At 69.2% G+C, this 13,700-nt stretch carries 10 protein-coding genes; 5 read left to right on the top strand and 5 right to left on the bottom strand.

The genetic code is table 11. From position 1 onward, the window contains the following. Window positions 1-181: 181 nt before the first annotated feature. The 5 genes from P3H15_RS39705 to P3H15_RS39685 are packed head-to-tail and all read left to right on the top strand — an operon-like array spanning window position 182 to window position 5,415. On the top strand, window positions 182-1,315 hold the full coding sequence (locus P3H15_RS39705) for an ABC transporter ATP-binding protein (protein WP_276142285.1): 1,134 nt from the start codon (window positions 182-184) through the stop codon (window positions 1,313-1,315). Window positions 1,316-1,364: 49 nt separating this feature from the next. Next, the gene (locus P3H15_RS39700) at window positions 1,365-2,741 is read left to right on the top strand and encodes an ABC transporter substrate-binding protein (RefSeq protein WP_276142283.1); all 1,377 of its coding nucleotides are present in this window, start codon (window positions 1,365-1,367) and stop codon (window positions 2,739-2,741) included. Further along, window positions 2,738-3,622: a metallophosphoesterase gene (locus P3H15_RS39695; protein ID WP_276142281.1), complete on the top strand. Its 885-nt coding sequence runs from the start codon at window positions 2,738-2,740 to the stop codon at window positions 3,620-3,622. Before P3H15_RS39700 ends, P3H15_RS39695 begins: the two co-directional genes overlap by 4 nt. Window positions 3,623-3,632: 10 nt before the next feature. Further along, window positions 3,633-4,592 carry a carbohydrate ABC transporter permease gene (locus P3H15_RS39690; RefSeq protein WP_276142280.1) on the top strand — a complete coding sequence of 320 codons (960 nt, stop codon included), beginning with the start codon at window positions 3,633-3,635 and terminating at the stop codon, window positions 4,590-4,592. After that, the gene (locus P3H15_RS39685; RefSeq protein ID WP_276142279.1) at window positions 4,582-5,415 is read left to right on the top strand and encodes a carbohydrate ABC transporter permease; all 834 of its coding nucleotides are present in this window, start codon (window positions 4,582-4,584) and stop codon (window positions 5,413-5,415) included. The genes P3H15_RS39690 and P3H15_RS39685 overlap by 11 nt, the downstream gene beginning before the upstream one ends. A 67-nt stretch (window positions 5,416-5,482) precedes the next feature. Here the strand turns inward: P3H15_RS39685 and P3H15_RS39680 are convergent, their stop codons facing one another. The 5 genes from P3H15_RS39680 to P3H15_RS39660 all read right to left on the bottom strand — a co-directional run. Then, the gene (locus tag P3H15_RS39680) at window positions 5,483-6,130 is read right to left on the bottom strand and encodes an N-acetyltransferase (protein WP_276142278.1); all 648 of its coding nucleotides are present in this window, start codon (window positions 6,128-6,130) and stop codon (window positions 5,483-5,485) included. Next, window positions 6,127-7,575, bottom strand: a complete 1,449-nt coding sequence (locus tag P3H15_RS39675; RefSeq protein ID WP_276142277.1) for an aminotransferase class V-fold PLP-dependent enzyme — start codon at window positions 7,573-7,575, stop codon at window positions 6,127-6,129. Before P3H15_RS39675 ends, P3H15_RS39680 begins: the two co-directional genes overlap by 4 nt. Further along, on the bottom strand, window positions 7,572-9,140 hold the full coding sequence (locus P3H15_RS39670) for a PfaD family polyunsaturated fatty acid/polyketide biosynthesis protein (protein ID WP_276142276.1): 1,569 nt from the start codon (window positions 9,138-9,140) through the stop codon (window positions 7,572-7,574). The genes P3H15_RS39675 and P3H15_RS39670 overlap by 4 nt, the downstream gene beginning before the upstream one ends. Next, window positions 9,137-11,155, bottom strand: a complete 2,019-nt coding sequence (locus P3H15_RS39665) for a beta-ketoacyl synthase (RefSeq protein ID WP_276142275.1) — start codon at window positions 11,153-11,155, stop codon at window positions 9,137-9,139. The genes P3H15_RS39670 and P3H15_RS39665 overlap by 4 nt, the downstream gene beginning before the upstream one ends. After that, window positions 11,152-13,700, bottom strand: a 2,549-nt coding sequence (locus P3H15_RS39660) for an SDR family NAD(P)-dependent oxidoreductase (RefSeq protein WP_276142274.1), incomplete at its 5' end; no start/stop codon positions are given. The genes P3H15_RS39665 and P3H15_RS39660, both read right to left, overlap by 4 nt.

The following is a 13,700-nucleotide window of genomic DNA, read 5'->3' as shown; positions in this document are numbered from 1 at the left end:
TATCGCCTCCGGAGTCCGGGTGATCGCAACTGTCGATCGCACCGGTGATGTTCTCCTATTGGTGCAGGCCGCTGTTACCGCGGGTGCGGGTCAACATGAGCCGGCTGCGCGGCGTTCACCGGGCAGTCACCGGCAACTGTTGTCGTTCCGCCGGAACGACAACGGATGTGAGGAGACGTGGGTGGCACGGATAAGACTCGACGGGGTGTCGAAACGGTTCGGCACGACCCCGGTCGTGCGGGAGGTGAATCTGGACATCACGGACGGTGAGTTTCTGGTCCTGCTCGGGCCCAGCGGGTGCGGCAAGTCGACGCTACTGCGGATGATCGCCGGACTCGAGTCGCCGTCGGCGGGGCGACTCCTGCTCGACGACCGCGATATCACCGCGACGCCGCCGCGGCAGCGGGACGTGGCGATGGTGTTCCAGAGTTACGCCCTGTATCCCCACCTGACCGTCGCGAAGAACATCGGCTTCCCGCTGCGCGCCCGAGGCCGCTCGCGGCAGCAGATCCGCGAGAAGGTCACCGACGTGGCGGCGACCCTCGGCCTGGACGAGCACCTCGACCGGCGGCCGGGCGCCCTGTCCGGCGGGCAGCGTCAGCGAGTCGCGCTCGCCCGGGCGATGGTGCGCGAGCCGGGCGCGTTTCTGATGGACGAGCCGCTGTCGAATCTCGATGCGGCGCTGCGCAGTGCCACCAGGACCGAGCTGACCGGGCTGCACCGCAGATTGGGCACCACGTTCCTGTACGTCACCCACGACCAGGTCGAGGCGATGACCATGGCCACGAGGATCGCACTCCTCAACGGGGGCCGGGTCGAGCAGGTCGGAACCCCGTCCGAGTTGTACGACGCGCCGCGGTCGACGTTCGTCGCCGCGTTCCTGGGTGCCCCACCGATGAATCTGTTCGACGCGGCGATCGTCGACCGGGCCGGCGAGCTGCATGTGGTGGCCGACGGCCTGGATGCACCGCTCGGACTGCCTGTCGGCGCGGCTTCGGGGTCACGGACGGTGACGGTCGGGATTCGGCCGGAACGGCTGCGTCTGAACGCCCCAGAGGCCCGCCTGCGCGGTGTCGTCACCGCCATCGAGAACCTCGGCGGTGAGGAAATCGTGCACATCAGCGTGGGCGTCACCAGCCTCGCGGTGCGGGCCCCTCGGCCCGTGCCGGTGCGGGCCGGCGATGCCGTCGGACTGGGTGTCGAGTCCCGCGACCTCCACCTGTTCGAATCCGGCACGGGACGCCGCCTTCTCTGGCGACCACCACACGAGCACGAGGCATCGGTCCCCGGCGCCTCCGCCCTTTCAGTGGCCTGAACCGGCCACCCGATCCCGCTTCGCCTTTCACACGTCACAGGAGAAAACAGTGAAGAAGACCTTGCCCGCGCTGGTCGCGCTCGTGACCAGCGCCGCGGCCCTGACCGCCTGCGGCGGCCTGGGCACCACCACCACGGAGTCCTCGGCCAGCGGTTCCGGTCCGGTCCCGGAACTGGGACCGGACCAGCAGGTGTCGATCGTGTTCGAAAGCTACAACTACGGAATGGCGGGAGCGTGGACCGACACCTTCAACGCGCTGATCGCCGACTTCACCACGTTGCACCCCAACATCAAGGTCACCGCGCAAAAGCCTCAGGGCAACAGCCCGAACCCGGCCACCGACACGATCTCGAGCATCCAGAGCCAGACGGTCGCGGGAACCCCACCCGATGTTGCGCAGCTCGGGTTCAGTGACCTCGACTTCACGATTCATCAACTGGGTGCGAAGCCGCTCGACGACCTGGTGGGCACGGAGGCCGTGCAGAAGAACTTCGACGGCGCGAAATACCCGTACGCGCCAACGGCCCGCACCCTCGGTGACTGGGAGGGCACCACCTACGGTGTTCCGTTCGTCTTCTCCACCCCGGTGTTCTACTACAACGCCACCCTGTTCGAGCAGGCCGGGCTCGACCCCGCGCAGCCGCCGACCACGTGGGATCAGGTTGCCGATGCCGCGGCGGCCATCGCCGCGAAGACCGGCAAGGGCGGGGTGTACCTGGATTGTTTGACCAAGACCGCCAAGGATTGGTGCTTCCAGAGCCTGGTCCGCTCGAACGGCGGGCAGGTGATCTCCGACGACCGGTCCACGCTGAGCTTTGCCGACGACCCGGCGGTGCAGGTCACCGCGATGGCCCAGGATCTGGTGCGCTCCGGTGCCACCCCGAAGTTGAGCCAGCAGCAGGGTTATGAGGCGTTCGCCCGCGGTGACCTCGGCATGATCCTCGAAACCAGCGCGATCCAGGGCACATTCATCAAGGGCGCCAAGGACAAGTGGGATCTGCGCGCGACCACAATGCCCGCCTTTGCCGCCAAGACCACGGTGCCGACCAACTCCGGTGCCTCCCTGTTCACGTTCGCCTCGGACCCCGCGAAGCAGCGGGCGTCGTGGGAGCTGATCAAATACCTCACGAGCGAGCAGGCCTACACGAAGATCGCACAGGGTATCGGCTACCTGCCGCTGCGGACGGGGCTGGTCGACGACCCGGCTGGGCTGCAGGACTGGGCGCAGAAGAATCCGCTTCTCGCCCCCAACCTCGCGCAGCTGAAGTTGATGGAGCCGTGGATCTCCATGCCCGGCAACAATTATCTGCAGATCCGCGACGGCATGATGGATGCCGTCGAGGCGAGCGTGTACCAGGACGCCGACCCGAAGTCCACCCTCGAGGCCGCCCAGAAGCAGGCCACCGCGCTTCTGCCCGCCGAATGAGCACCACCGCAGGCCCGTCCGACCAGTTGACGATCGTGCAACTGACCGACACCCACATCACCGCCGGCGGGACGCTCGTCCACGACGCCGTGGACACCCTGGACTCGTTGCGCCACACGCTCGACCGGATCGTCGGATCCGGTCGACGGGTCGACGCGCTGGTCCTGTCCGGCGATCTCACCGACAACGGAGCGCCGGAGGCCTATCGGCGGCTGCGTGCGGTCGTCGAACCGGCGGCGGCGGCCCTCGGTGCCCGCATCGTCTACGCCATGGGCAATCACGACGAGCGGACCGCGTTCGGCACCGAACTGTGCGGACGTAGCAGCACCAAGGACGGTGGTGGTTTGACCGCACCGTACGACGCCGTGCACGAGGTACACGGACTGCGGATCGTGGTGCTCGACAGCACCACCCCCGGCCGGCACGAGGGCTGGCTGACCGACAACCAACTGAACTGGCTCAGAGGCACCCTGTCCCGGCCGAGCGCGCGCGGCACGCTCCTGGTCCTGCACCATCCACCGATTCCGTCGCCGGTCACGACGGTGAACTACCTGCGACTGCAGGAGCCGGACCGGCTCGCGGCGGTCCTGGCCGGCTCCGATGTCCGGATGATCCTCTGCGGGCACGCGCACCTGACCGGTACCGGTGCGGTGGCGGGGATTCCGGTGTGGGTGGGTCCGGCGTTGTCGTACCGGGTCGACCCAATGGCCCCGGTCGGCCGTCACCGCGGCCATGTCGGATACGGATTCACCCGGATCGACGTCCTCGGCGATGCCGTGGTCGCCACCGCGGTAGAGGCGACCCCGGCCGAGGTGGTCTACGACATCCCCGAGCAGGACATGCTCGACCGGTTGCGCGCGCTCGCGCTCGAGGCGGGCTGAGGAGGCGATCGTGTTTGTTGCCGTACCGGATCTCGCCGACGCGGCAGTACCCGCGCAGGCGCCGGTCGTGGTCCCGGCCGTCCGTGTCCACCCTCTGCGGAGGGTGGCGCGGGCGGCCGCCCCCTACCTGTATCTCACGCCGGCGGTCGCGCTGCTGATCGTGTGGACCTACCGGCCGCTGCTCCAGGCCGCCCAGCTGTCCACGTATTCGTGGAATCTGCTGCCGACCACCCCGATGGTGCCCGTGGGTGCCGACAATTATCAGCGGCTGCTGGAGCTGCCGGCGGTCGGGGACTCGGTCTGGCGGACCGTGGTTCTCATCGTCGGTCTGCTGCCGTTCACCCTGGTGATGCCGGTGGTGGTCGCCTTCGCGACACGCGGCATCCGCGGGCGCACCCGGGCGATCTACCAGAGCCTGATCTTCGCGCCTTTTCTGGTTGCCCCGGTGGCCAGTGCGGCGGTGTGGCAGTGGCTGCTGGACCCCGGCGCGGGGGTGATCAACCGTGTTCTGGGTTCGGACACCAACTGGATCCGCGAACCGGGCACCGCCCAGTGGGTGATCGTGCTGATCACCGGGTGGCATTTCATGGGTTTCGCGGTGCTGGTGGTCTCGGCCGGAATGGCCGGGGTGAGCGATCATTACGCCGAGGCGGCGCGGGTCGACGGCGCGACGCGGCGGCAGATCGACTGGTGGATCACGCTGCCGCTGCTGTCGCCCACGCTGGTGTTCCTCGGACTCATGACCGCGCTGCTGAGCGCGCAGTGGACGTTCCCGCTCATCGACACCCTGACCCAGGGCGGACCGTCGCAGGCGACGACCAATATCTACTACCTGTTGTGGGACTACGGGTTCCACAGCTTCGACGCGGGCCTGAGTGCCGCCGCGGGCATCGTGCTGTTCGTCGGATTCGGTCTCGTTGCGGGTGTGCTCGTGTGGATCTCGGAAAGGATCTCGTTCCATGACGACTAGCGAGGCAGTCGTACCCGAACCGTTGTGGCGGCGGGCGCGGGGACATGCCGTCCTCATTGCCACCGCAGTCGTGTGCATTTTTCCCATCTACTGGCTGCTCGCGACGTCACTGCGACGGCCCGAGGACGTCGGCTCCCTCTCCCCCTTTCCGTGGCCGCTGTCACTGGGCAACTATGTGGACGCGACCGAGAAGGTCGACGTGATCCGGCTGCTCGCCAACACGTTCGCCGTCTCGGCGGTCTCGGCGGCGGGTCAGCTTCTCGTGGCCCTGCTCGCCTCGTACGCGTTCGCGATGTATTCGTTCCGCTTCCAACGGCTGCTCTATCTCGCGTTCGTCGGCACCTGGCTGGTGCCGTTCCAGGTCACGATGCTCCCCAACTACGTGCTGCTGTACCAGCTGGGACTGATCAACAACCTTGCCGGGGTGATCGTGCCGACGCTGTGCTCCGCGCTGGGTGTCCTGATGCTCCGCCAGCACATGGCCAGTTTCCCGAAGGAACTGGTTGCGGCGGCGAAGCTGGACGGCCGTTCCTCATGGTCGATCCTGTGGACCGTCGTGGTGCCGAATCTGCGTCCCGCGCTGGCGGCGCTGTCGATTCTGTTGTTCATCAATGCCTGGAACGAGTATTTCTGGCCGGCGGTGGTTTTGCAGCGCAGCAACTCGGTCGTGCAGTTGGGGTTGCGGAGTTTCATGGGGACCGAGGGCAACGACTGGGGGCCGATGATGGCCGTCGCCGGGCTGGCATGCCTGCCGGTGTTCGCGCTCTACGTCGTGCTGCAGCGGCACATTGTCAATGCGTTCGTTCGATCCGGTCTGAAATAGGATTTCGGCATACCACGGAGCCGGCGCCCACCGATTCGGGCGCCGGCTCCACGGTCGACAACGTATTTCAGGGTGTGTCGGTCGATTCGGGCGGCCGACCGAATAAGATCGGGTACAGCGACGGTCCACCATCCGGCAGGACTATCTCCTCGCCGATCCGCCTGCCCCCGAGGCGTTCCCACAGCCGCAGATTGCGAGTGCTGGACGCTTCGGCGTACACCCCGATGCCGTCGTGCAGTCGCATCGCGCGCAGCGCGTCGGTCAGTGCCGCCCGCACACCAGTGCCCCGGTGTTCGGGCCGGACGGCGGCGAACATGACGTGGCAATGCGGTGGAAGGTCGGTGGGGTGGTGCGCGTCGAGTGCCTCCATCAGCGCCCGTACCCGGGGCCCACACGCACCGGTAGAGGCGGCGAGCCGGTCGAGGAACATCCGGTTCTCGGCGTCGGACACGGCGGGTTCACCCGGCGGTGACCAGACCAGGACTGCCGAATAGTCTTCCGGCGCGGCGACGATCCCGCCGTGGTCCAGCAGGAATTCGGTCGTGGACGCGAAGAACGCGGCGAGGTGGTAGTCGCGCCCGAGGGTGTTCGGTGGGATCGCCCATTCGATGATCGGGTCGTCCCGGAACGCGGTGACGAGGGTGTCGACCACGGCATCGAGATCGGGGTCTGCGGTGACGACAGGGGCGGTCGTCGACGCGTCGGACAGGGTCATACCAGCTCCTCGATGGTGGTGGTCCGCGCCGGCGCGCCCGCGCCCCGGTGTGCGGAGACGATCGCGTCGATGCAGGCGTCGATATGGGCGGAGGTGGTCTGCCAGTTGCAGACCGACAGGCGCAGGCAGGGCCGGCCGTGCCAGGTGGTTGGGCTCGCCCACCCCACCGGGCCGCGTTGGAGGGCGGACACGACGTGCTCGAGGTGGGCCGCGTCGGTGGTGTCGGCGGTGGGGGTGAAGGCGACGAGGACCTGGTTGAGGATGATGTCGTTGACGACGGTGATCCCGCTGACGGCGGACAGTCCCGCGGCCAGGCGTCGGGCGAGGGCGCAGCTTCGTTCGATCAGCTCGGCGACGCCGTCGGATCCCAGGTGGCGCAGGGTGGCCCACAGAACGAGGCTGCGGGCCCGGCGGGACATGTCGGGGGTGAAGTCGACCGGGTCACGGCCGCCCTCGGATGCGGGGGTGAGGTAGTCGGCGCTGGTGCGCAGGGCGGCGCGGTGCGCGACCGGGTGCGCGCAGAACGCGATGCCGCAGTCGTAGGGCACATTGAGCCATTTGTGGCCATCGGTGGCCCAGGAGTCCGCGCGTTCGATTCCGGTGACCCGGTTGCGCACATGGGGGCTGGCGGCGGCCCACATGCCGAAGGCGGCGTCCAAGTGGACCCAGCCGCCGCGGTCGTGGGTGAGGTCGCAGATATCGGCGATGGGGTCGATGGCGCCGGAGTCGACGTTGCCGACCTGTCCGCAGACGATCCTCGGTCCGCCGGTGGCGGCGAGGGCGGTCTCGAGGGCGTCCAGTCGCATCCGGCCCTGATCGTCGGTGTCGATGAGGCGTACCTGGCCGGCCAGCCCCAGCAGCCGTAGGGCTCGGTGCACGGTGACGTGGCATCCGCGGGAGAGAAGGATCGAGGGCGCCGGGGCACCGATCAGGCCGTCGCGTTCGACGTCCCAGCCCTGACCGGCGAGCACGTGGTGGCGGGCGGCGGCCAGGCCGGTGAGGTTCGCCATCGCGCAGCCGGTGGTGATGCGGACCGAGGTGTGCGACGGCAGCCCGAACAGGGTGATCAGCCAGCGGGACACCGCTTCTTCGACGACCGACGCGGTCGGGCTCGTGGCGTAGAGTGCCCCGCACTGATCCCATACCGAGGTGAGCCATTCGGTCGCCACCGCCACCGGATAGGCGCCGCCCATCACGAAGCCGAGGAAGGTCGGTGCCCCCGAGTGCAGGAGTCCCGGTTCGCCGTGCGCGATCAGGTGCTCGAGCACGGTTTCCGCGTCGGCGCCGGTCCGGGGCAGCGGCGCGGCGAGTCGGCGGCGCAGTTCGCTCCGGTCGACGGCGGAGCCGGTGTGCTCGGTGCGCGGATCCTGGAGGTAGTTCGCGCTGTAGTCGCTGATCGTGTGGAGAAGGTTCGCGGTCGCCCCGCGAGTGTCGGCGGCGGTCACCGCTCCTCCCGGGGTGTGGGGAGGTAGCGGGCGATCTCGGAGGGCAGCCGCACGCCGGCGGTGCGGAGCTGGCCGACGCGGGTGAGGTAGGCGGCGCCTTCGAGGATGTGGTGGGCGATCTCGGCGACCCGGCGGTGGGCGGGGGCGGCCAGGTGGGTGCCGGCGACCCAGTTGTTGAAGGCGCCCATCGCCGGCCCGCACCAGATCTGGTAGTCGGCAGTCCGGTCGTTGGCGCCGCGGATGCTCCACCCCGAGGACAGTCCGAGGTACCACCGGAAGATCAGTGCCATCTTGCGTTTCGGGTCGTCGGCGGCGCCGGCGAGTTGGGCGGGGTCGCGCTCGGTGAAGTAGGTGACGCAGTCGTCCCACACTTCGGTGAGCGGTCGGCGGAACACCGCCGATTCGAGGTCCTCGCGCCGCGCGGCGGGGATCGCGTCGATGCCCGTGTAGGCCCGGTAGGTGTCGTAGAGGCGGTGTGCGCGGGTGGCGAACATGGTGCCGCGGCGGAGGACCTGGACCTGGACACCGAGTTCGAACATGTCCGACGACGGGGCCATCGTGCAGTCGGCGACGCCGGCCCCGGCGAGCAGGGTTTTGGTCGCCTCGGATTGCTCGGCTTCGACGGTGGCCTGGTTGATCGAGCCGGTGACGACGTAGGCGGCACCGAGGGCGAACGCGGCGGCCGCCGCGGCCGGGGTGCCGATGCCGCCGGCGGCGCCGATGCGGACCTGCTCCAGCGCAGGCAATTCGCGGTGGATGCGGTCGCGGGCGGCGATCAGGTCGGGCAGCAGCACGATCAGGGGGCGCCGGTCGGTGTGTCCGCCGGAGTCGGCCTCGGCGGTGATGTCGTCGGCCATCGGTACCGATGGGGCGAGCCGTGCCTGCTCGGTGGTGATGTCGCCGCGGTCGAGGAGCTGCCGGACCAGTGCCGCCGGTGCCGGTCGGAGGAAGAGTTCGGCGACCTCGACGCGGGAGACCTTGGCGATGACCCGGTGCGTCCGGATCACCGTGCCGTCGGGGGCGGTGGACAGTCCGGTCAGTCGGTATCGGACGATCTCCGGGCTCAGGTCCATGAACGCGGAGGCCTCGACGCAGCGCACCCGGTGCCGCAGGCACGCGTCGACGATGGCCCGTTCGAGGGCGGGTTCGCTCGGGCTGTGAATGAGGTTGCAGGCGTAGGGAAGGTCGCCCAGGGTGGTGGCAAGTTCGGCGAGGGCGGCGTCCACGCGTGCCGGGACCACTCCGGCGGCGCCGTAGGAGGCGAGGTACCCGGCCCGCGCCAGCGCCGTCACCATGGCCGGGGAGGCGATGCCGTTGGCCATGGCCCCTGCCGCGTAGGCGTAGCGGACGCCGTGGAAGGCGCCGAAGGTGTGATCGCCGAGCAGGTGGGGCGGGAGGGGTCCGACGGCGGTGAGCACCTCGGTGCGGGTGGCGAGACCGGCGTCGGCGGTGATGTCGATACCGTCGGGACCGTGGACCACCCAGCACGGTGCGGTCAGGTCCAGCAGGGTTGCTCGTACCTGTGTGAGGTCGCGGGCCGGTGTGGTCACGGAGGGAATGGTCATGCCGGGGCCTTCCGCTCGGTCAATTCGATGGCGATGTCTTCGAGTTCGTAGATCCGCAGACCCGGTTTCCACAGCGACGCGTCGGCGGTGACGACGACTCCGGTGGCCGAGTGGGTCACCGTCTTGATGTGGACCTCGAGTTCGCAGGTGCCGTCGGTGGGCAGGAACTGTCCGCGGTATTTCCAGGTGAAGGCGATGTTCGCGGGGATGGAGAACACCGGGTCGGACAGGTGGTCGGCCAGTCCGGTGTCGGCGGCCCACTCCTGCAGGGCCTGGATCACCGATTCCACCCCGAGCGATCCGGGGATGACGGGGTCGAGGTGGAAGTGGCGGGAGAAGAACCAGTCCTGCGGGTCGATGCGGCGCAGGGCGTGCAGGTAGCCGTTGCCGAACGCTCCCCCGCCGTCGACGACGTCGATCCAGTCCAGCAGGGCCAGGGTGCGGCGGTTGCACAGCCGGTCGCCGGGGTTGCGGCGGCGGGCGTCGAGGTCGATGCGGCGGGTGCTCCCCTGGTCGGGGTGCTCGGCGAGCCAGGTGGGGCGGTGGCGGCCGGCGTCGAGGCCGGTCTGGTTGGCCAGTGCTTGGTCGCTGAAGTAGCCGAACATGGTCTCTCCCTGGTAGAACGGTTCGCCGTCGACGGAGAGGGTGTAGTCGAAGCTCTGCAGCGAGGACCCAGGCAGCAGGGTGGTCGACAGCAGCCGGGAGGTCTGGCTGATGGTCTTGTCGCGCAGGTCGACGCGGCGGAGCACGGTGGCGGTTCCGCCGAGGTTGCGCAGGCTTTGGGTGGTGTTCGGTTCGGTGAGTGTGGGTCCGAGGTAGTAGCCCATCAGGAGGGCGGCCTGCAGCGAGGTTTCCATGTACACGAAGTGCGGCATGGATTCGTTCGCGGTGTCGGCGTAGTACCAGGAGTCGGCGGGTGAGTCGTACTCGCTGCGGTAGCTGAGCTGTTGGTCGAGGGTGCCGCGGGTGCCGTCGAAGTCGGTGATGCGGTCGACGAGGAGCAGTCCGCCGGTGGGCACGCGGGTGGCCCGGATCCCGGTGTAGTGGGCGAATTCGGGTCCGAGTGCGATGCCCTGGTCACCGCGGGCCAGATGGGCCATGTGGAATTCGTTGAGCAGCGCCTTTTCTCCTGCTGCGGTGATGCGTCCGGTCCAGGTGTCGAGGGTGCCGCCGGCGCCGGGACCGATCACGGCGGCGGGGTTTTCGGTGACGGTGACCGACACCGGCACGCTCGATCCGCCGCACAGGACTTCGGCGGTCAGGTGCGGGCGTGGGACGAGGTCGATGTCGGTGACGATCAGTTCGAGGTCGGATTCGGTCGATGCATCGGTCGCTGCGGTGGCGGAGGCGGCGGCGTCGAGGTGCGCGTCGGCGAAGCACAGGTGCAGTCCGGCGTAGAGGGCGAAGACCTGCCCGGCTTGGACGGCGGCCGCCGCCGGGTTGCCGGTGTAGCGGGCGCGCAGGCGTCCGAGGCCGAGTGCGCCGTCGCGCAAACCGATTTCGCTGACACTGTGCAGGAGCAGCGGAGAGTCGTCGGCGAGGCGGATGTCGGGGTTGGCGCCGAGTTGCTGATAGGCGGGCCCGAACACGGCGGGGATTTGCCCGCGGGTGAGCAGGTCGAGCGCGGCGGCGTCGAGACGGTCGACGCCGGTGCGGGCGAGGGGTTTGAACGCCCCCTCCGGGGCCGCGGCCACGGCGAGGACCGGCCTGCCGGTAGCGGGCGGGATGACCTCCGTGGTGGGGGGTGTGACCTGCGTGGTGGTAGTAAGTGCGTGGCGGAGCAGGCGCCGTTGCACCGCGGTCTGTGCGGCGAGAGCGGCGCGGTGGGCGGCGACGAGCCCGGCGCGGATCTCGGCCAGCGGGGTCACCGCGGTGGCCGGCAGTGCGCGCGCCGGTGCACTCGGCACAGGTGCGGGGCTGGTCGTCGGGTTAATGGTTGGGGTGATCGGGACCGGGTTGAACGGGACGCCGTCGAAGGACAGGGCGTCGGGGGTGGTCGTCGGCACGGGGTTCATGCGCTCCACTGCCTCACTGATTCACGGAACTTCTCGGACAGGTCGGGGGTGGTGACGACGGCGACGTCGGTGAACCGTTGCAGGACAGTGCCGTTCGCGGTGACTGCGCACGCATCGACCAGTGCGTCCACCGGCCCGGGGCGGGCGTTGTCGACGATCAGGACGAAGGGTTCGTCGTCGGGGAGGGTGTCGTAGTAGTCGATGCGGCCGACGCCCAGGGGCAGGCAGGCCGATCCGAGTGCCCGGTGACCGGCCACCGGGGGTCCCTGCAGGATCACGTCGGCGAGGACGGGATTGTGCAGGACACCGGTGAAGGCGCCGAGCGCGACCGGCGCACCGGACAGGGCGCATTCGAGGACGAGGGCGTCGGTGTCATCACGCAGGATGCGCCGCATGCCCTGCAACGGTGGGGCATGGAATTGGGTCGCGTCCCGGTAGAGGATCTCGGCGTCCACACCGGTGGCCGGCCAGGTGACCGGGATCACCGGTGCCGTGTCCGGAGTGGTGGACAGTTCGAAGGTGGCCGCGTAGTGCGGTACCCGTCTGTCGTTGTCGGTCCCGAAGACCTGGACGTGCACGCGCACCGGTTCGGTGTCGGCGGTGTGCGTGGTCTCGATCGACACATCGGTGATCGGGTGATCGAAGACGATGCCCTTGTGCACGCGGAAGTCGCGGACCGTGGTCACGCACAGCCCGGGGTGGGCTCGCTCGACGACGTTGATCATCGCGCCGAGCCCGAATGTCGCGGGCAGCACGGTGTGGTCACCGATGCGGTGGGCGGCGATGATGCGGTGCGCAGGCAGGTCCCGCAGACTGCGGCGGACCAGCGTATCGGATCGGTGCGACGGCTGACCGGTCGCCAGAGATCTTGCTTCCCCGATCAAAATGACGACGTCATCGCGGCGTGCGGTGGTGAACTGTTCAGTGAAGGCCCGGGCGCCGACATCGGGGTCGAGCAGGGTGATGCCGCGGTCGAGGAAGTATCCGCGCAGTTCCGGGGTAACCATGCCGCCGTCCCAGGCGCCCCAGTCGATGGCCGTCACATGATGGTCGGGGTGCCGCTGTTTCCAGGTGGCGGCGAAGCGGCCGAGGGCCTCGTTGGCCGCCGCGTAGTCCGCCTGCCCGGAGTTTCCGTACAGCCCGGCGACGGAGGTGAAGAACACCAGGTGTCGAAGCGGCGGCGTCTCACCGAGGGCGCCGAGGACCGCGGCCAGCCCGCCGATCTTGGGGCTGAGCACCCGGTCGATCTCGCCGGCGGTTTTCTTCATGATCAGTGCGTCGGCGAGGACACCGGCCCCGTGCACCAGGGCGGTGATCTGGTCGCGGTCGGCGCCGAGCGCGGCCTCGATGACGGCAGTGTCGGTGACATCGGCGGCGATATAGCGTCCGCGCTCCCCCAAAACTCTGAGGGTGTCCTGGATTTCGCGGTTCGCGGTGATCGCCGCGCAGGTGCGGGCGATTTCCCGTGGGGTGGTGGCGGTGCCGCCGAGTCCGGCGATCGCGGCCCGGCGCAGATCATGGTCCTCGACACCGTGTGCCCACTGCGGTTCGGGTACCAGTTCGGTGCGGCCGAGCAGGATGAAGCGGGCGTCGCAGTGGCGGGCGAGGTCCCGGACGCACAGGGCGGTGACGCCGCGGGCGCCGCCGGTGACGAGGACGACATCGTCGGCGGTCAGAGCGGCGATCTCGACGGGGGTGTCAAGGTGCACGCTGGTCGGTTCGGCGGAGCAGGCGTGGATACCGGGGACTAGGGTCTGCCGGTCGCCGAGTTCGCCGACTCCGACCTCGGGGGTGTCGATGGCGCTGTCGTGGAGTTCGGCGAGGACGGCAGCAGTGAACCGGTCCCCGTCGAGGGCGGGGTGGATGTCGAGGGCGCGGCTGAACAGTTCCGGGTGCTCGACGCCGAGGGTCTTGACGACGCCGCCGACACCGCCGGCCAGTGCCCCGACCGGGTCGCCGTCGCCGACGAAGCCGAGTGCGCCGTCGATCCGGGTGACGGTGACGAACGCGGCCCGCGTGCCCGTGCGTGCGGTGTTCCCGAGTGCGGGGTGGGTGTGTTTGGCGGCGAGGATCGTGGCGCCGAGTGCCCGGGTCGCGTCGGTCCAGTCGTGGGTGTGGCCCACGGTGACGATGCACAGGTCGGTGGGCTCGTCGAGAGCGTCGGCCAGAGTGGTGTCGATGTCGTCGAGGGTGCCGGTGAGGTGGAGTCGGCGGACCGTCCAGTGATGGTCGGTGAGGGCGTGGGCGAGGGCGACGCCGTCACTGTTGTGTTGGTCGGGTCCGAGTTCGATGATTACCGCGTGGGGGTGGTCGGCGAAGGTGTTGTCCTGGTGGTCGATCGGGGGCAGGGCGACGAGTTCGACGAGGTGCCGCGGCGCGGTGGCCGCGGCTTCAGCTTTTGGGTGGACATCACTCCCCTCGACGAGGAGATCGACGATCTGGTCGAGGGTGCGCAGGGTGCCGAGTTGCTCGGGACCCAGGCTCGGCAAGTGCGGGAACCGCTCCTGCACCGCGCCGAGGACCTGCACCCGCTTGATCGAGTCAA

This window comes from Rhodococcus sp. T2V, assembly GCF_029269925.1.
Taxonomy (GTDB): domain Bacteria; phylum Actinomycetota; class Actinomycetes; order Mycobacteriales; family Mycobacteriaceae; genus Rhodococcus_F; species Rhodococcus_F koreensis.
Note: the sequence above shows the minus strand (reverse complement) of the source record. Positions and strands in the feature narration are given on the sequence as shown.